15 protein-coding genes are annotated in these 16954 nt (G+C 67.0%); 4 read left to right on the forward strand and 11 right to left on the reverse strand.

From position 1 onward, the window contains the following. Positions 1 to 7 precede the first annotated feature (7 nt). Positions 8 to 409, forward strand: coding sequence for a VOC family protein (locus AB4879_RS27565; RefSeq protein ID WP_370510107.1), 402 nt, complete (start codon positions 8 to 10; stop codon positions 407 to 409). Here the strand turns inward: AB4879_RS27565 and AB4879_RS27570 are convergent. Beyond that, entirely contained in the window at positions 400 to 1842 is a 1443-nt protein-coding gene (locus AB4879_RS27570) for a DUF4185 domain-containing protein (protein ID WP_370510108.1), read from the reverse strand. The genes AB4879_RS27565 and AB4879_RS27570 overlap by 10 nt on opposite strands. Positions 1843 to 2086: 244 nt before the next feature. Here AB4879_RS27570 and AB4879_RS27575 point away from each other — a divergent pair, with 244 nt between their 5' ends. Continuing rightward, positions 2087 to 3532: an aldehyde dehydrogenase gene (locus AB4879_RS27575; protein WP_370510109.1), complete on the forward strand. Its 1446-nt coding sequence runs from the start codon at positions 2087 to 2089 to the stop codon at positions 3530 to 3532. Here AB4879_RS27575 and AB4879_RS27580 read toward each other — a convergent pair. The 5 genes from AB4879_RS27580 to AB4879_RS27600 form a co-directional block, all read right to left on the reverse strand. Beyond that, positions 3520 to 4284, reverse strand: coding sequence for a spirocyclase AveC family protein (locus AB4879_RS27580; protein WP_370510249.1), 765 nt, complete (start codon positions 4282 to 4284; stop codon positions 3520 to 3522). The genes AB4879_RS27575 and AB4879_RS27580 overlap by 13 nt on opposite strands. A gap of 129 nt (positions 4285 to 4413) precedes the next feature. Continuing rightward, entirely contained in the window at positions 4414 to 5295 is an 882-nt protein-coding gene (locus AB4879_RS27585) for a mycofactocin-coupled SDR family oxidoreductase (RefSeq protein ID WP_370510110.1), read from the reverse strand. Next, positions 5292 to 6560 carry a cytochrome P450 gene (locus tag AB4879_RS27590; protein WP_370510111.1) on the reverse strand — a complete coding sequence of 423 codons (1269 nt, stop codon included), beginning with the start codon at positions 6558 to 6560 and terminating at the stop codon, positions 5292 to 5294. The genes AB4879_RS27585 and AB4879_RS27590 overlap by 4 nt, the downstream gene beginning before the upstream one ends. Before the next feature lie 13 nt (positions 6561 to 6573). After that, positions 6574 to 8022, reverse strand: coding sequence for an aldehyde dehydrogenase family protein (locus tag AB4879_RS27595; protein WP_370510250.1), 1449 nt, complete (start codon positions 8020 to 8022; stop codon positions 6574 to 6576). A 28-nt stretch (positions 8023 to 8050) separates the two neighbouring features. Further along, positions 8051 to 8959 (reverse strand): SDR family oxidoreductase, encoded by a 909-nt coding sequence (locus tag AB4879_RS27600; protein ID WP_370510112.1) that lies wholly within the window; start codon positions 8957 to 8959, stop codon positions 8051 to 8053. 135 nt (positions 8960 to 9094) lie between these two features. Here AB4879_RS27600 and AB4879_RS27605 point away from each other — a divergent pair, with 135 nt between their 5' ends. Further along, a complete protein-coding gene (locus tag AB4879_RS27605; RefSeq protein WP_370510113.1) occupies positions 9095 to 10324 on the forward strand; it encodes a TetR/AcrR family transcriptional regulator in 1230 nt (409 codons plus the stop codon). Positions 10325 to 10326: 2 nt separating this feature from the next. On the opposite strand, the gene AB4879_RS27610 is transcribed toward AB4879_RS27605, so the two are convergent. Genes AB4879_RS27610 through AB4879_RS27620 form a run of 3 tightly spaced genes read right to left on the reverse strand, consistent with a single transcriptional unit; the run spans position 10327 to position 13580 of the window. After that, on the reverse strand, positions 10327 to 11523 hold the full coding sequence (locus AB4879_RS27610) for a cytochrome P450 (RefSeq protein WP_370510114.1): 1197 nt from the start codon (positions 11521 to 11523) through the stop codon (positions 10327 to 10329). A 12-nt stretch (positions 11524 to 11535) separates the two neighbouring features. Next, positions 11536 to 12603, reverse strand: coding sequence for a dihydrodipicolinate reductase (locus tag AB4879_RS27615; protein ID WP_370510115.1), 1068 nt, complete (start codon positions 12601 to 12603; stop codon positions 11536 to 11538). Continuing rightward, entirely contained in the window at positions 12600 to 13580 is a 981-nt protein-coding gene (locus AB4879_RS27620; protein WP_370510116.1) for an LLM class flavin-dependent oxidoreductase, read from the reverse strand. The genes AB4879_RS27615 and AB4879_RS27620 overlap by 4 nt, the downstream gene beginning before the upstream one ends. 116 nt (positions 13581 to 13696) lie before the next feature. Here AB4879_RS27620 and AB4879_RS27625 point away from each other — a divergent pair, with 116 nt between their 5' ends. Then, positions 13697 to 14800, forward strand: a complete 1104-nt coding sequence (locus tag AB4879_RS27625) for a dihydrodipicolinate reductase (protein WP_370510117.1) — start codon at positions 13697 to 13699, stop codon at positions 14798 to 14800. Here AB4879_RS27625 and AB4879_RS27630 read toward each other — a convergent pair. Next, positions 14787 to 15716 (reverse strand): NAD(P)H-dependent flavin oxidoreductase, encoded by a 930-nt coding sequence (locus tag AB4879_RS27630; RefSeq protein ID WP_370510251.1) that lies wholly within the window; start codon positions 15714 to 15716, stop codon positions 14787 to 14789. The genes AB4879_RS27625 and AB4879_RS27630 overlap by 14 nt on opposite strands. Positions 15717 to 15754: 38 nt before the next feature. Beyond that, positions 15755 to 16954 carry a CynX/NimT family MFS transporter gene (locus tag AB4879_RS27635; protein WP_370510252.1) on the reverse strand — a complete coding sequence of 400 codons (1200 nt, stop codon included), beginning with the start codon at positions 16952 to 16954 and terminating at the stop codon, positions 15755 to 15757.

Here is a 16954-nt window from a genome sequence, read left to right on the forward strand (position 1 = left end):
GTGTCCCATGTCGTTTCCCACTCTTGCCCACATCGCGGTGACCGTGCGTGACCTGTCAGTGAGCGTGCCCTGGTACCGAGCGCTCATCGGCTCGGATCCGGTGCTCGACGAGGACACCGACGCCGGCTTCCATCACTCGGTGTTCCTGCTGGACAACGGCACCCTGTTCGGGTTGCACCAACACACCACTGCCCCGTCGGATCAGCCGTTCAGCGAGCACAACGTCGGCCTGGATCACGTCGGTTTCGGCTGCGCGGAGCGCGCCGAACTGGAGCGCTGGCAAGCCCGACTCGACGAGCTGGGCATCAGCCACGGCGGAATCGTGGACGCACACTACGGTTCCGGGTTGAGCTTCCGCGATCCCGACGGCATCACGCTCGAATTCTTCGCGCCGGCGGCTCAGGCCTGAACCGCGGCGCCGCCCAGCGTCGTCTTCATCAGCAGCACGTTGTAGCTGCCCCAGACCGACATGTTCCAGTAGATGTCCTGGCCGGTGGACCACGGATCCATCATCGGTGCGTAGAGCCCGGGATACTGCGCCGACGTGACGAGCGTGGTGGGTGCCGACCAGGTGCCCTGCGGAGTGTCGGCGGTGCGAATGATCACGCTGCCGACGCTGCTCGAGTACATCGCCACGTATTTGTTGAGGTAGGTGTTGTACTGCACCGACAGCTCGCTGACATGTCCGCTGGGGCCGCCCACCCCGAAGATGCCCGCCACCCAGCTGCCGAAGAACAACCCCAGCTGGCCCAGGATTCCGCCGGCGTACTGGTTGCTTCGGGTGGTCGGCAGGATCGGCACCGCGGCGCCGGGCTTTCCTGTCACCCAGTCGGTGCCGTTCCAGTACTGGTATTTCGTCAGATCGAGGATGTCGGCTTCGCTGACCCGGGACAGATAGGCCGAGCCGAGCCGACCCGACGGTGTGCCGTAGGAGAACACGTAGCCCGCGTCCGGCGAGTCCGCGGGCGGCTTCACGAAGGCGCCCTGCTGAAAGTTCTGATTTCCGTAGACGAATGGGGTGGACGAGCGCAGCCAGCTCGCGGCCCGGACGGTTTGCGGCGCCACCGTCCAGTTCTGACCGTTGTCATCGGAGTAGGCGATCGCGGAGTAGTTGGTGGTCCAGGCGCCGCCGAAGTCCCATGATCGCACCGACATGAAGTTCACGTATTGCCGTGCGCCGTACTGATTGTCGTACGGCACCGAGATGGCGGCGGTCGGAATGACGGTCACCTGGGAACCGAACGGCCCAAGATTGCGGGCACTGCCGGCGATCACCTGCTTGGACATCCCCGGCGATGCCAGTGGCGATCCGGCGAACGGATCCGTGGCCGAACCGGGTGCGAACACACGGTTGATCGGATCAGTGGTGCGCAGCAGTACGTTGGAGCGCCAGTTGCCGGTCATGTTGGGGCCGCTGAAGGTGTCGCCGAAGATCATCAGCACCTGACGCCTGTCCCCGGCCATCCCGTTGTCCCACATGATGCCGACGTCGGTGCCGTAGACGCCGAATCTGCCGGGGGTGGAGGTGTTGGGCCCGGTCACCCAGCCGACCTTGGTGGTGACTGGCGCTGTGGTGACGGCGGCCGCGCTCGTTCGTACCGTGACGGCTCGAGATTGTTTGGCCGGCAGTGGCTTTGACAGCCGGGACGCGGCGGTTGCTTTGGGTTTGGTCCGCTGCGGATGACCGACTGCCGAGCGGTTGGCTGACGATGAGTGGGGAGCCGAGGATCCGGACTCCGCAGAGTCGGCCGAGGCGACACCACATCCCGCTGTCACTGCGGCGCCGACTCCCAACGCCACGGCGAAGCCGCCGATTCCCCCGATATACGCCGCTGTGCGCATGGCGTCCCCCTGTCGTTGCCCGTCCAGTATTTGCCGGTCGGCGGCCGAGTGGGGGGATTTACGCCGAACTGACGAGGCCGCGTCCCAACGCGCACTTCATCAGCCCCAACTGCTGGATCAACGTCAACAACGACGAACGCTGCTACGCGCCGTAACCCCGGAAGGGATAATTACGACGCTCGATCGGGCTCATTGCGGCACAAGGTCACACCATCGCCTGGCGGAGGTCAATACCTTGTGCCGCATGAGCACCCACCACGACACTTTCCTGATCGGGGGCCGGTGGACCACACCGAGTTCGGACGACGAGATCGTTGTGGTCTCCCCCAACGACGAACAGCGACTGGGCGCCGTCGCCGCCGGCGTCGAGGCCGACATCGACGCGGCGGTCTCCGCAGCCCGGGCGGCGTTCGACGCCGGCGACGGCTGGCCGAACTGGCCCGCAGACAAACGGGCCGCGGCGATGGAATCCCTCGCCGACGCCCTCGACCGCCGCAGCGGAGAGCTCGCTCACGCCGTCAGCGCCCAGAACGGCATGCCCATCGCGATCGCGGGCCAGCTCGAGGCGGTCTTCCCCGCGGTACTGTTGCGGTACTACGCCCAACTGTGCACCCAGCAATCCGACACCGAACGCCCCGGCCTGCTGGGCGGTTCGACGACCATCACCCGGACACCGATCGGCGTGGTGGCCGCGATCGTGCCGTGGAACTTTCCGCAGGTGCTGAGCGCGTTCAAATACGCACCGGGTCTCGCGGCCGGGTGCACATTCGTCATCAAGCCGGCACCGCAGACGGTGTTCGACGCCGCCCTGTTCGCCGAGGCCGTCGCCGAGTCCGACATCCCGCCCGGCGTGATCAACGTGGTACCCGGCGGCAGCCGCACCGGCGCCCACCTGGTTGCGCATCCCGGTGTCGACAAGGTGGCGTTCACCGGTTCGACGCACGTCGGCCGCGAGATAGCGCGGATGTGTGGCGGGTTGTTACGCCCCGTCACGCTGGAACTCGGCGGCAAATCCGCGGCCATCATCCTCGACGACGCCGACCTCGATCTGGGTGTGATCGGCGAAAAGCTCTTCGCCGCAACATTGCTCAACAATGGCCAGACCTGCTTCATCGGGACTCGGATACTCGCGCCCCGAAGCCGCTACACCGACGTCGTCGACACCGTCACCGCCCTGGCCGCGTCGTTGACCGTCGGTGATTCCCTGGATCCGGCCACCCAGATCGGTCCGCTGGTCAGCGCCCGCCAGCGTGACCGTGTCGAGTCCGCGATCGCCGCCGCCGCACACCGCGGGGTGCGGTTGACCACAGGTGGCACCAGGTCGCCGGGGCGCGATACCGGGTGGTTCGTCGCGCCAACGGTTTTCGCCGACGTCGACAACGATGACGCGATCGCCCGGGAGGAGATCTTCGGCCCGGTGCTGACGATCATCGGCTACGACGACGATGACGACGCGGTGCGGATCGCGAATGCCAACGCCTACGGCCTCGGCGGGTCGGTGTGGACCACCGACCCGGAGCGCGGGCTTGCGGTCGCCCGCGGCGTGCGGTCGGGAACGGTGGGGATCAACCACTATCTGCCCGACCCGACAGCACCGTTCGGCGGCGTCAAGGCCAGTGGGCTCGGCCGCGAACTCGGGCCCGAGGGACTGGCCGCCTACCAGGAGATCAAGTCCATCTATCGCGGCTGATTCGGCACGCCGGGGAACAGTTGCTCGGTCGGACCGACGGTGACGTAGCCGGCGAGCTTCGTGACGAGGTGCGGCGCGAACACCGCCCCGTACAGGAGATGTCCCACGACGATCACTCCCACCACCGACAGGACACCCGCGCCGACCTTGCTCGGCGACCGCCTGTCGGCCCACGCCTCGATCACGTTGCGTCCCTGGTCATCAGTCCGGCCCAGCAGGTAGGCGAACACCATCATCTGTACGCCCATCGCGACCGAGTCGTAGATCGGATACTGGTGCTTGGTGCCCTCGAAGATCGCCAGCCCCGGAATCACGTAGCCGTAGTAGAAGACCCCGAGCTGGGCGCCGATCACCGCGTTGAAGAACAGCGCCCAGCAGAACCCGACGCCGAAACCGGTGATCAGAAGCGTCTGCGGCCTGCGCCACCCGAACCGCCTCACCAGCCACCGGCCGACGGCGGCGCCGATCAGCGCGGGGAACACGAAGTACGAGATGTACCCGATGGGCACCGCGGACGGCAGCCCGCCACCCCAGGTCATGTTCATCGGCCACCACGACGGCATGCGTGGCAGTGCGGACGGGAACTGGGCGTACATCGCCCAGTCGTAGGGCGCCTCGATCCAGGAGAACGAGATCGCCGAGATCGACACCAGCAGCAGGGGGTGAATGCGCCCGCGACGCACGCTGAGGAAGACACCGACGGCCAGCAGGACGAATCCGCCGACGTAGGCGAAGGTCTGGCCGGCGATCATCACCGGCGTCACCGGTCGCGCGCTTCCGGGTCGAGGTAGATGACCAGTCCGAAGATCAGCACGATCAGACCGAACAACGTGCCGAGCATGATTACCGCACCCATCGGTGTGCTCCTATCCCCTGTGCTCTCATCCCCCTGGGCCGTTGGGCCACTTGAGCAGCGAGCCGGCGTCCACCCGGATCTGTTGTCCGGTGATGTAGCGGCTGTCGTCGCTGGCGAGGAACACCCCGAGGTTGGCCATGTCTTCCGGCTCGATGTACGGGATCGGCATCGCCTGGAAGATCGTGAACAACGGCTCGGCGTCCTCGCGGGTCGCCTGCTGGCCCGCCTGGGTCAGGTCGGGCCGGAACATGCTGTACATCCCGTCGTTCTGCAGCAGATGGGTGTTGCAGTTCGTCGGGTGTATGGCGTTGACCCGAATCATCCTGTCCGCCAGCGCGATCGCCATCTCCTCGACGTACTCGATGATGACCCGCTTGCTCCACCCGTAGCCCCGTCCGCCGGGTCCCATGTTCGGGTTGTCGGTGGTGCCGCGGATCATGCCTGCCGTCGAGCCGGTGACGATGACCGACGCCCCGTTCGGCAGGTGCGGCACGGTGACCGCGACGGTGTTCATCACGCCGAGCAGATCCACATCGCTGGCGTCGACGAACGACATCGCGTCGTGCGGGCGGCCCATGGCCATCGGCAGGATGCCGGCGTTGGCGACGACGATGTCGATCGCGCCGAAGTCGGCCACGCCCGCCTCGACCGCGTCGCGCAACTCGTGGCGCTCACGGACGTCGGCCACCCGGGCCAGCACTCGGCGGCCGGTCTCCTTGATGGAGCGTTCGGTCTCCGACAGGTCGTCCGGGGTGGCCAACGGATAGGGGTTCGAGGGAATGTCCCGGCAGATGTCGACGGCGATGATGTCGGCGCCCTCTCTGGCCATCGCGATCGCGTGCGCGCGGCCCTGGCCGCGGGCCGCCCCGGTGATGAAAGCGACCTTGCCGTCCAGCTTTCCAGTCATGGGTTCTCCTCGAAGGTGATGTGCAGATCGCTGAGCCCGCGCATGATGAACGTCGGCTCATAGCTGTAGAGCCGGTTCCCGGCGGGACCGTGGTGGGCTTCCGAGATCGTGATGCCGGTCATCCGATCGAGGATCCGGTTCAGCGAAATCCGGCCTTCCGCCCGAGCCAGCGGAGCGCCCGGGCACGAGTGCGCCCCACGGATGAAGGCGATGTGTTCGCGGACATTCGGCCGGTCGGCTCGGAACTCGTGGGGGCTCTCGAACTTGCTTGCGTCCCGGTTGCAGGCTCCGGGCAGCAGCATCACGATCGTTCCGGCCGGGACCGTGACATCGCCGATCGTGGTGGTGGTGCGGGCCATCCGGAAGTGCGCCTTGACAGGGCTTTCCATTCGCAATGTCTCTTCGCAGAAGGCCGGAATCTTGCTGCGGTCGTTGCGTAACGACTCTTCGACTCCCGGGTTGTCTCCGATGAACCGCACCGCAGAGCTGACCAGCTTCGTCGTGGTCTCGCTGCCGGCGGCGAACAGGAACGCCGAGAGGTTCACCACGTCTTCGAGGTCGGGTGTCGATCCGTCGTCGTACTTGGCGAGCGCCAGTCCGGTGAGGACGTCCTCGCGCGGGGCGCGGCGGCGCTCGTCGAGGTAGCGGTAGAACCTCTCGTTCAGCCACTCCAGCGGGTTGTGGGACGCGGGCGCCTCGGAGCCGATTTCGCCGACCGTCGCGTTGGCGAACACCGCCGTGAACTCTTCCTGGTCCTCGGAAGGTACCCCCAGCAGGTCGGCGATGACCAACAGCGAGAACGGCTTTGCGTAGTCGGTGAGGAATTCGCACTCACCCTTGGCCAGGAAGGTGTCCAGCTGCTGATCGGCCAGCCGCCACATGAAGTCTTCGTTCTCTTTGAGGCGTTTGGGGGTGAGCAGTGTGTTCATCAGGCTGCGGGTGCGGGTGTGCAGTGGTGGATCTTGCGACGTGATGTGTTCGCCCATCGGCACACTGGCGCCGTGCTGCTCGATCAGTTCCGATACGTCATCGGTTTCGCCCGGCGTGATGGGCATGCCGGAGAACGGTCCGGCCACCGAGACGCACGACGAGAAAGCCGGGTTCTTGTACACGCTCAGTGCGGCGTCGTATCCGGTGACCGCCAGCACGTTGAAGGCCGTCGCCGGGGTCACCGGGCACTTCGCCCGTAGATGGTCGAAGTACGGGTATGGGTCGGGGACGAGCGCCTCGTCGGTGAAGAAGTCCACCACGTCGAAATCGGTCACAACAAAGAACTCCTCAATTGGCTGGGTAGGCAACCGATTTGATTTCGGTGTACTGGTCGAATCCGGCGACGCCGTTCTGTCGGCCCACACCACTGGCCTTGTACCCGCCGAACGGGGTGTCGGCGCCGTAGCCTGCGGTGCCGTTCAGGCCGATGAAGCCGGCCCGCAGCCGCCTGGCCACCGACAGGGCCCGGTCCAGCGAGCCCGCCATCACATTGCCGGCCAGACCATAGGGGCTGTCGTTGGCGATGCGCACCGCGTCGTCCTCGTCGTCGAAGGGAATCACCGACAAGACCGGGCCGAAGATCTCCTCCTGCGCGATCGTCATCGAGTTGTCGACGTTCACGAATAGCGTTGGCTTGACGAAGAATCCCTTGTCCATTCCCGCCGGCGCCTCGGCTCCGCCGACGAGCAGCGTGGCGCCTTCCTCGACGCCTTTCTGGATGTAGCCGCGGATGCGGCTGCGCTGGCGGTCGGAGATGACCGGGCCGCACAGCGTGCCGGGGTCCTGCGGGTCGCCGGCGGAGACGCCCTCGTAGATCCCGCGCAGAATTTCGACACCCTCGGAATAACGGGAGCGCGGCAGCAGCAATCGGGTGGGGTTGGCGCAGCCCTGGCCGGCGTGCATGCACGGAGCGATGCCCATCATGCAGCCGAGCGCAAAGTCCGCGTCCTCGAGAACGATCGTCGCCGATTTCCCACCGAGCTCGAGGAACAGCCGCTTCATGGTGGCGGCGCCCTTCTCCATGATCCGCTGCCCGACAACCGTCGATCCGGTGAACGAGATCAGGTCGACCTTCGGCGACAGCGTGAGCTCTTCACCAACGAGGTGGTCCGACGCGGTGACGACGTTCACCACACCCGCCGGGATGTCGGTGTTCTCGGCGATCAGCCGGCCCAGCCGGGTCGCGTTGTACGGCGTGTCGGGCGCAGGCTTGAGGACGACGGTGTTTCCCGTCGCCAGCGCCTGGCCGATCTTGTGGATGGCGACCTCGAACGGGAAGTTCCACGGGACGATCGCACCGACCACGCCGACCGGCTCCCGCCAGACCTTGCGGGTGGTGTTCACCCCGGTGACCGACACCACCGTGTCGCCCAGGGATGTCTCCCAGGGATATTCGTCGATCAGCTTTGCCGGGTAGCGCAGCCCGTCGGCCAGCGGGGCGTCGAGCTGGGGACCGTGGGTGATGGCGCGCGGACAGCCCACCTCGAGGATCAGCTCCTCGCGCAGCTCCTCCTGTTCGGATTCCAGCGCCTCCTGCAATTGCAGCAGGCACCGTTGCCGGAAAGCATGATCGGTCGACCAGCCCGTCTGGTCGAACGCGCGCCGCGCGGCGTCGATGGCCCGGTGCATGTCGGCTTTCGACGCGTCGGCGACCTCGCCGAGTATCTCTTCGGTGGCCGGGTTGATGTTGGTGAAGGTCCCCGCCTGACCGTCGACCAGGGCGCCGTCGATCATCATCTTGGTTTCGAAGCGGACGCCTGCGCTGTCAGCCACTCTGGGTATCTCCTGATCTCATGGCGCCGAACCGCGGAATACCCATCATCAACCGGGTCATCTGGTGCAGTCCGGCCGACGGCAATATCCGGTTGACGATCAACAACATTCGCGCGTCCGGACCGATCGCTGTCTTGACGAAGGGCTTCCTGCCGTCGAGCGCCTTGGCCAGGCCCGCGGCGAACTTGTCCGGGGAACGCGCCGCCATCTTCATCGCGGCGCGGCCTCGTTTGTCCATGGTCTGGTGGTGGCGGGCGTACACGCCCTGCAGGTCACGGCAATCGGTGGTGCCCGCATCGGTGATGATCTCGGTGTCGTAGGTGCCGGTGACGACGACCGTCACACCGATGCCGAACGGTGCGATCTCCCCGGCCATCGACTCCCCCCACCTCTCCAGGGCGCCTTTGACCGCGGAATACGCTGCGGTAGCCGGCATTCCGCGAACTCCGCCCTGGCTGGACACCAGGACGATGCGGCCGGCGCCGGCTCGGCGCATCGACGGCAGCAGCTCCTTGGTCAGCAGCACCGGGCCGAAGATCGTGGTCGCGAACATTCGCTCCCAGAGTTCGGTCGGCGTCTCCTCGACCATGCCCGCCGCGGAGATGCCGGCGTTGTGCACCAGCCCGTACGGTGCGCCCACCGCATCCTCGATGGTCCGCGCCGCGGCGGTCACCGAACCCGGATCGGTCAGGTCGAGGCTGACGCCGACGAGTCTCGGATCGTCGTCGCCGGCCCCGGTGGCCTTCCGCAACACCGTCATACCGGCGTCCACCGAGCGCATCGCCGCGACCACACGCCAACCCCGCCGGTAGAGATTCGCCGCCGACGCCAGACCGAGCCCGCGGGAAGCGCCGGTGATGACGACACTGCGGCGTTCACCCGACATCGACGTGCTCGACATGGACCCCACTCGGACATGTAGACGTGAAACCTAACTTTTGTTCAGACAGTACCCAGCCGCAAACCCCTCGTCAACGATGCCGGGCCACGCACTTCTGCTACCGTTACCAAATATCCGGTCCGGATTGGAGGTGCCGTGAGCAGGCGTAGCGACATACTTCAGTCCGCCGCCGCGCTGATCGCCACCTCGGGACTGCGGACGTCGCTGCAGGAGATCGCCGACGCCGCAGGCATTCTGCCCGGAAGCCTCTACCACCACTTCGAATCGAAAGAAGCGATCTTCGTCGAGTTGCTGCGGCGTTATCACGACGACCTCGATGAGATCGCCCGGCAGGCTGAGCAGCGGCTCGACGACGCCGGATCGACATCGGCATTCGACCGTCTGGTCGACCTCGGTTCGGCGATTGCCCAGTGCGCGGTGACCCACCGGGCGGCGTTGCAGATGACGTTCTACGAGTTCCCGTCCGACGACCCGGATCTGACGGCCCTCGCCCGGCAGCGTCCCTCTGCGACCTTGCAGGCCACCCTGCAGACGCTGCGGGCTGCCCGCTGGAGCGGTCACATCGGATCGCACGTCGACATCGCGATCCTCGCCGACCGCTTCGTCCAGACCATGCTGCACGTCGGCCTCGACGTCATCCGAAACGACGCCGGACCCGACAAGGTCGCCGCGCTGCTGTGCACGATCATGCTGCAGGGCCTTGCCACTCGTGCGGTCAGCGATGCCGAGCTCGACGCATCGGCCGCATTCCGCGCCGCCGACGAGGTGGTGCGGTCCTGGCAGGCAGCTGACGCCCCGGACGACGACGCCGCCCGCGTCCGGGCGGTCGCCCGGGCCGAGTTCGGCCGCAAGGGCTATGAATTCACGTCGATCCGGGACATCGCCGCCGCGGCGGGCATGGGAACCGGAACGGTGTACCGGCTGATCGGGTCCAAAGATCAACTGCTGACCGACATCATGCGGGCGTTCGGCGAGAAGATGGAGCCGGGGTGGACCGGCGTCCTGGGCTCGGACTCGTCACCCCTGGAGAAGCTCGACGCCGTGTCCTGGATCCACACCAACGTGCTGGACCGGTTCGGCGACGAGTTCCGCATCCAGTTGGCGTGGATGCGGCAGTCACCGCCGGACACCCGGGATCCCGGCTGGTTGTTCTCGACGCGGGTCGGTCAGATGGAAACGCTTCTCGCCGAGGGGATCAACTCCGGCGAGCTCACGATCGACGGTCCGTCGACCGAGATGCTCGCGCGGGCCGTGATCGGCCTCGGCTGGATCCCGGAGAACATCCTGCGTGACATCGGGACGCGAGCGGCACTCATCCATATCCGCGACACCTCGCTACGCGGCGTCGCGACGCGCAGCGACTGAGATCAGCCGACGATCATCGGCAGCGTGCCCCAGCCCCGAACGCTGGAGGTGTGCGCCATCGCGGCGTTCTCCAGGTCGACATCCCACTGCGGCCAGCGCCTGAGCATCTCCTCGAGCGCGACCCGGGCCTGCATCCGCGCCAGCGACGAGCCGAGGCAGAAGTGCAACCCCTGCCCGAACGAGAGGTGCGCGCCGGTGCGGTGGATGTCGAACTCCTCACCGCGGGGATAGTGCCGCTCGTCCCGGTTGGCCGAGCCGTTGAGCAGCAACATGATCGACCCTTCGGGAATGCGCTGGCCGTGCTGTTCGGTGTCACACGCGACGTAGCGGGCTTGCACCGGTGACGGCGCCTGGTAGCGCAGCACCTCTTCGATCGCCCCGGGGATCAGCGAGTGGTCCGCCACCAGTTCGCGGCGCTGATCGGGGTGCTGTGCCAGCAGTTGGGCGATGAAACCGATCAGGCGCGTGGTGGTCTCGTTGCCGGCGCCGGCGATCATGCTGGTGTAGGTCAGCACCTCCAGACGGGTCAGTGGTCGCAGCTGACCGTCCTCTTCCACCTCCGCGTTGAGCAGCTGGGTCATCAGATCGTCGGCGGGGTGCTCGGCCCGCCACTCGATGTAGTCGGCGAACAGTTGGTATGCGTTCTCGAACGCGCTGGCCGACACCGATTGAAAGGCGCCATCTTTCAGGCCGATTTCGGCGTTCGTGCTGTCCCGGATGTGTTGCTGGCCTTCTTCGGGGATGCCCAGCAGGTAGCCGATCGTCCGCATCGGGATCAGAGCGCCGAAGTCCGCGATCACGTCGAAACGTTCGGCGCCGGCCAGCGCGTCCAGGGCCCGCACGCAGAATCCCCGCACCCGGTCTTCGATCGCTTCCATCCGCCGCGGCGTGAACACCTTCGACAGCAACCGCCGGTGCAGATCGTGCAGCGGTGGGTCCTCGAACAAAATGACACCCGGCGGCACCTCGAGACCGCTCATGATGACGTCGATCGTGGTGCCGCGTCCCGACCGGTAGGTCTCCCAGTTGTGCAGTTCCCGGCTGACGTCGTCGTACCGGCTCAACGCATAGAAGTTGTACTTCTCGTTGACATAGAGCGGCGCTTCGTCGCGCATCCGCTTCCAGATCGGGTACGGGTCGTCGTCGATCGCGAAGTCGAACGGGTCGTAGTACAGGTCCACGGCACTGGCGCCGGTCATTCGTTTCTCCTGTCAGTCGATCGCATTGCGCGGCAGGGTGGTGGGCAGGTCGAGAGAGCTGAGCAGGCCGGCCGGCGCCGCCACGACGTAGGGAACCGCGTTGACGACCCGCATCGCGGTGGCGGTCATCGCGGCATGGCCGGCGCGATGTCCTTCGGCGGCTCCGACGTTCATGGCGCAGTGGATGTCGGGGTCGCCCTCGATGTCGACGCGGTAGTCGGCGTCGAATTCCGATGACGGCCAGTCGGGAGCGACGTCACGCGCCATCCGGATGATGTGCTCCACGACGATGGCTTCGCGACCGTTGACCACCCCGGCCGCTCGGGTCCTGACCGCGCCGCAGGTGCCTGCCGTGATGGTCCCGAAGGCCACCTCGATGTTGCGGTCGGTGAGGCGGCGGTCGAGAGTTCCCCGCACGTCCTCGATCTCGACACCCAGCCCGGCGGCGATGAGGTGAATCGGTGCCCGCCAGGCCATCTCGATGAAGCCGGGCGTCTGGAGAAGCGGCTCGAATTCGAGCGGATGGCCGAAGCCCATCCCGTTCATCATCACGTCGGCGACGGGATAGTGGTCGTTGAGTGCGACCTCGCTGACTGTCACGGTGCGGATCGTTTTGGATTGCGTCGACAGCAACAGCGCGAGCTGATCAGATCCGAATCCCGGGAAGATTCCTGACGCGTAGAACGAGGCATCTCCCGCGCCGGCGGCCCGCTCCAGCTGACCGCGCCACTCGGGCGAGTAATAGGCCGGCGGGTAGACCAGGCTGGTCGACGAGGTCGACACCACATTGATGCCCGCCTCGAGCAGCATCAGGTAGTGCGGCATCGCGCCGGCGTCGCGATCGGGTCCGCTGGCGGTGTACACCACGCAATCAGGCTGTAGCGCAATGAGTTCGGCAGCGTCGTTGGTCGCCGCGACACCGATCGGACCGCCTCCGGCCAACTCCCCCGCGTCCTTGCCGACCTTCGCTGCGGAATGCACCCACACCCCGACCAGCTCCAGATCGGACCGGCCCCGGATCGCGTCGATGGCGATCGACCCGACACCGCCCGTCGCCCAGACGACGACTCGCAATGTCATGACCGCTCCTGGGCGTTGCGGCTCGCAATCACGGCCTGGTCGAGATATCGCCACGCCGTATCCGGTGGCAGACCACCGCACAACGGCAACAGCGGCAGCAGCCTGCCGCCACGGATGTACTCGGCCGCCTCGTCGGTGGTGAAGATCCGGTAGGGACCACCGGCGTCGCGCAGTTCGGAAACCGTCGACGCGTGGCAGATGCTGGCCACCGAGTCATCGTCGTGCCGATAGGACGCCGCGGTCATCGCGTCGTGAAGGAGATACGGGCCGAGTTCGTGCCACGCGGCATCGGTGTCGTCGGCAACGAAGACCGTTGTCGGGACGCCGTCGACCGGGAACTGCGCCATGCCGGGTTCGAATCCGTTGGCCCGGCATTCGGTTTCGTAGAGCGCACGGAGATCCGGTGCGGCGACCTGAGAGATGAGACCCAGACCGTGTCGGGCCGCGCGACGGGCCGCGGCCGTGCTGCCACCGGCGATCACCAGGGTCGGACCGTCGGGTGTGAATGGCGACGGCGTCACCCGGACCCGTCGACCGCCGTGGTCGACCGGCGCCCCGCGCAGCAGTCTGCGCAGCAGATCGAGTAACTCATCAGCGCGCTTTCCGCGGCCGTGCGGATCGATGCCGAAGTGCTCGTACTCCTCGACCCGGTGCCCGATGCCGAGCGCGTAGGAGACCCGGCCCTTACTGATGATGTCCAGAACGCTGATCTCTTCGGCCAGACGGACCGGATCCCAGAAGGTGATGGGGACCGCCGCCAGCAGGATCGCCAGGTGCTTGGTCCGCGCGGCGATCGCCGCAGCCAGCAGCTGCGGCGCCGGTAGATGGCCGTCATCGGTGCCGTGATGTTCGGACAGCACCGCGATGACGGCCCCGCGGTCTTCGGCCCACTCGCACATGTCGACCGCGGCCGCATAGAGGTCGGCCGTCGGCGCCGAGCCCGCCGGTGCGCGCATGTCGAACCGCAACGTGAACATCAGCGCCACCATAACCTAAACTTTGTTCCTCCCTGCTTCGCTTTGCCCGGTTCCTTGACCATGCCGACGAGCGACTGTTACGTTCCGGATCAAAGGTTAGGTTTGCGGAGGCAGTCATGGCTGGTGGCAGCTATCGGGTGGTCGTGTGGTCCACCGGCGGTATCGGGTCTATCGCGATCCGTGCCATTCAGGAGCGCCCCAACCTCGACCTGGTCGGCGTCTGGGTGCACTCCGCGGAGAAGGACGGTCGCGATGCCGGCGAGCTGGCCAACGGCGAGCCGATCGGCCTGGCGGTCACCACCGACGCCGACGCGTTGATCGCGCTCAAGCCGGACTGTGTCGTGTATGCCGCCAGCGGGCCGGAGCGTGACGCGTTGGCGATCCCTGATTACGTGAAGCTGCTCGGCGCGGGCATCAATGTCGTCACGACCAGCACCACCCGGCTGGTCAACCCGCACGCCTACGAGCCGGCCGAATGGCGCGACCAGATCGCCGCCGCGGCCAAGCAGGGGCAGGTGACGCTCTACGCGTCCGGCATCGAGCCCGGCTTCGCCGCCGACTACCTTCCGCTCGTGCTCTCGACCCAGTCATCGCGGATCGAGAAGATCCATTCCTACGAGATCGGGCTGTACGACGACTACGGCGTGCCGGACATCATGAGCGATGCGCTGGGCTTCGGCAGGCCGCTGGAGTATCAACCGTGGATCAGTTTCCCCGGCGCGATCGCAGGCGAATGGCACGGCCAGCTCCGCATGGTCGCCGACGCGCTCGGCGTTGAATTGCAGTCGGTGCGTGAGACATTCGACCGCGCGGTGACGGAGCGGACGCTGGAGGTGGCCATGGGCACCGTCGAGGCGGGTACCTGCGGCGCGCTGCGCATGCAGGCGATCGGCATTGTCGACGGCAGGGACGCGATCGTCATCGAGCATGTCACGCGGCTGGCTCCCGACGTCGCGCCGCACTGGCCGACACTGCCGAACGCGCTGGGCTATCGCGTGGTGATCACCGGAACGCCGGACATCGACTGCACGTTCGACGTGACACTGCGGGACCGCAAGAAGGCCGGTATCGAATCGATGACCTCGGGAGCCGGCGCAATGGTGGCCACCGCGATGCGGGTGGTCAACGCCATCCCCTATGTCGTCGAGGCGGAGCCGGGTCTGGTCAGCTCCGTCGACCTGCCGCTGACCATCCCCCGCCAGGCGTTCAATCCGGCATAGCCCAGCGCGACAGCAACTCGGCCGCTTCGCTACCGAGCTGGCCGATCACGTCGGCGGCAGTCCGGACCGCGGTCAGCGCCCCGACGCCCTGGCCGGCATTGATCGGCGACCGGGTGAAGTCCTCGGCAGCGATGGCCTGGGCCAGTTCCGCGGCCGCTTCGGCGTCGAGTGAGCCTTCGTCGCCGTCCCACCGATCGCTGAAGGCGTTGCGCAACACACGTTCTGGAAGCGAAGGCGGCCACGCGTAGCCCAGCGCGACGTCGAAAACGCGGGTGGTGACGGTGTCGGTCCCGTTCGCTGCCAACAGCTGGGCACGCGTCGCGTCGGACAGCAGCGACTCGGTGCACGCCGTGAAGGCGGTCCCGAGCCAGGCCGCCGACGCACCAGCTGCCAGCACCGCAGCCACCCCGCGGCCCGACGAGATCCCGCCGGCCGCCAGCACCGGAACCGTGAGGTGGTCGAGAAGTTCGGTGAGCAATGGCAACGTGCCGATGAGGGGCCGGCCATGTCCGCCGCCCTCGCTACCGCGGGCGATCACCACGTCGACGCCGGCATCGGCGGCGCGCTGCGCGGTGAGCAGGTCGGGAACCTGGGTTGCGGCGAGCACGCCGACCTCATGCGCACGGCTCACCCACTCCCACCGGTCACCGAAGCTGATGCACAGCAGCGAAGGGCGGGCGGCCAGCGCGGTGTCGAGCAGGTCCGGCTGGCCGGTCGTCACCCAGTCGACCAAGCCAATACCGAAGGGCCGGTTGATGTTCGACACATGCGGTAGTTCCGCCGAGAGCTTCTCGGCAGTCGCCGAGCTTCCCATCCCGATCATGCCGAGGCCGCCGGCGGTGGACACTGCCGCCGCCAGGGCGCCACCGGCGGCGCCGCCCATCGGGGCGTTGACGATCGGCACGTCGAGTCCCATCGCGTGGGACCAGTCCGTCGACAGCACTGCACATCTCCTCAGACGTAGCGGTTGCGACCGGCCAGCGCACCCATGACCATCTGCACCACATACACACCGAGCACCATGATCCACGGCACCGTCCAGCCACCGGTCAGATCATGCAGCGTGCCGAACAGGAACGGGCCGATGCCGGCCAGCAGATAGCCGAAGCCCTGCGCCATCGACGACAGCGCCACGGTGTCCTCGGGGGTACGCGCGCGCAATCCAATCACGGTCAGGGCCAACGAGAACACGCTCATGCCGATGCCGATCAGCACGCTCCACAGCAGCGGACTGAAGTCCGGAGCGATCAACATTCCGACGACACCGGCGAAACCACACGCCCCGAGACCGGCGATCCAGCCGCTCTGGTGGGTGGCACGCGCCGCCATCGGCGCCAGGACGAGGCTGATCGGCACTGCGATCACCGAGAGCAGCCCGACGAGCAGACCCGCCGAGGACTTGCTCACCCCATTGTCGATGAACACTTCGGGCAACCAGCCCATCATGATGTAGGCCAGTAGCGATTGCGTTCCGAAGAACAGCGTCACGGTCCAGGCCAAGGGATTGCGGATCAGTGACCGGCGGCCACCGGAATCGGTGGAGTCAGCGGGACTCTCGACCCGGCGCGCGGCGATCAGCCACACCACCAACGCCACGACGGCCAGCACGGCCCACGCGCCCAACGCCGGGCGCCATCCGCCGGAGATGTTCTCCAGCGGTGGGGTGACGGCGGAACCCAGCGCGCCGCCGCCCTGCAGGGCCGCGGTGTAGATGCCGGTCATCAGCCCGAGCCGGGCGGGGAACGACGTCTTGATCACCACCGGGATCAGCACGTTGATGACGGCGATTCCCGCGGTCGCGACCAGGGTTCCGCCGATCACCACGTACGGCCCGTCGAGCACGCGGACCAACAGTCCGACGATCAGCGTGGCCAGGGCCAGGCTGATGGATCGGCCGAGGCCGAACCGGCGGGACAGCGCCGCGGACGCCAATCCTGCTCCGGCAAAGCACAATCCGGGCAGTGTGGTCAGCACGCCGGCCCAGACCGCCGACGCACCGAGCGCGCGCTGCATGTCGCCGAGCACCGGCCCGATGCTGGTGACCGCGGGGCGCAGATTGAGCGCGGTGAGAACGACCGCGACGATCAGGACCGCGCCGCCGACGACCCGCCCGACGGGAGGCACTTCGCAAGCGCCGTCCAGTTCGAGGCTCAG

The organism is Mycobacterium sp. SA01 (genome assembly GCF_041287105.1).
Lineage (GTDB): Bacteria > Actinomycetota > Actinomycetes > Mycobacteriales > Mycobacteriaceae > Mycobacterium.

What these genes read in the sequence shown, in the direction of transcription:
- AB4879_RS27565 (WP_370510107.1), top strand. Translation starts at nt 8, where the DNA reads ATGTCGTTTCCCACTCTTGCCCACATCGCGGTGACCGTGCGTGACCTG.
- AB4879_RS27570 (WP_370510108.1), bottom strand. Translation starts at nt 1,842, where the DNA reads ATGCGCACAGCGGCGTATATCGGGGGAATCGGCGGCTTCGCCGTGGCG.
- AB4879_RS27575 (WP_370510109.1), top strand. Translation starts at nt 2,087, where the DNA reads ATGAGCACCCACCACGACACTTTCCTGATCGGGGGCCGGTGGACCACA.
- AB4879_RS27580 (WP_370510249.1), bottom strand. Translation starts at nt 4,284, where the DNA reads ATGATCGCCGGCCAGACCTTCGCCTACGTCGGCGGATTCGTCCTGCTG.
- AB4879_RS27585 (WP_370510110.1), bottom strand. Translation starts at nt 5,295, where the DNA reads ATGACTGGAAAGCTGGACGGCAAGGTCGCTTTCATCACCGGGGCGGCC.
- AB4879_RS27595 (WP_370510250.1), bottom strand. Translation starts at nt 8,022, where the DNA reads ATGATGATCGACGGCGCCCTGGTCGACGGTCAGGCGGGGACCTTCACC.
- AB4879_RS27600 (WP_370510112.1), bottom strand. Translation starts at nt 8,959, where the DNA reads ATGTCGAGCACGTCGATGTCGGGTGAACGCCGCAGTGTCGTCATCACC.
- AB4879_RS27610 (WP_370510114.1), bottom strand. Translation starts at nt 11,523, where the DNA reads ATGACCGGCGCCAGTGCCGTGGACCTGTACTACGACCCGTTCGACTTC.
- AB4879_RS27615 (WP_370510115.1), bottom strand. Translation starts at nt 12,603, where the DNA reads ATGACATTGCGAGTCGTCGTCTGGGCGACGGGCGGTGTCGGGTCGATC.
- AB4879_RS27620 (WP_370510116.1), bottom strand. Translation starts at nt 13,580, where the DNA reads ATGTTCACGTTGCGGTTCGACATGCGCGCACCGGCGGGCTCGGCGCCG.
- AB4879_RS27625 (WP_370510117.1), top strand. Translation starts at nt 13,697, where the DNA reads ATGGCTGGTGGCAGCTATCGGGTGGTCGTGTGGTCCACCGGCGGTATC.
- AB4879_RS27630 (WP_370510251.1), bottom strand. Translation starts at nt 15,716, where the DNA reads ATGGGACTCGACGTGCCGATCGTCAACGCCCCGATGGGCGGCGCCGCC.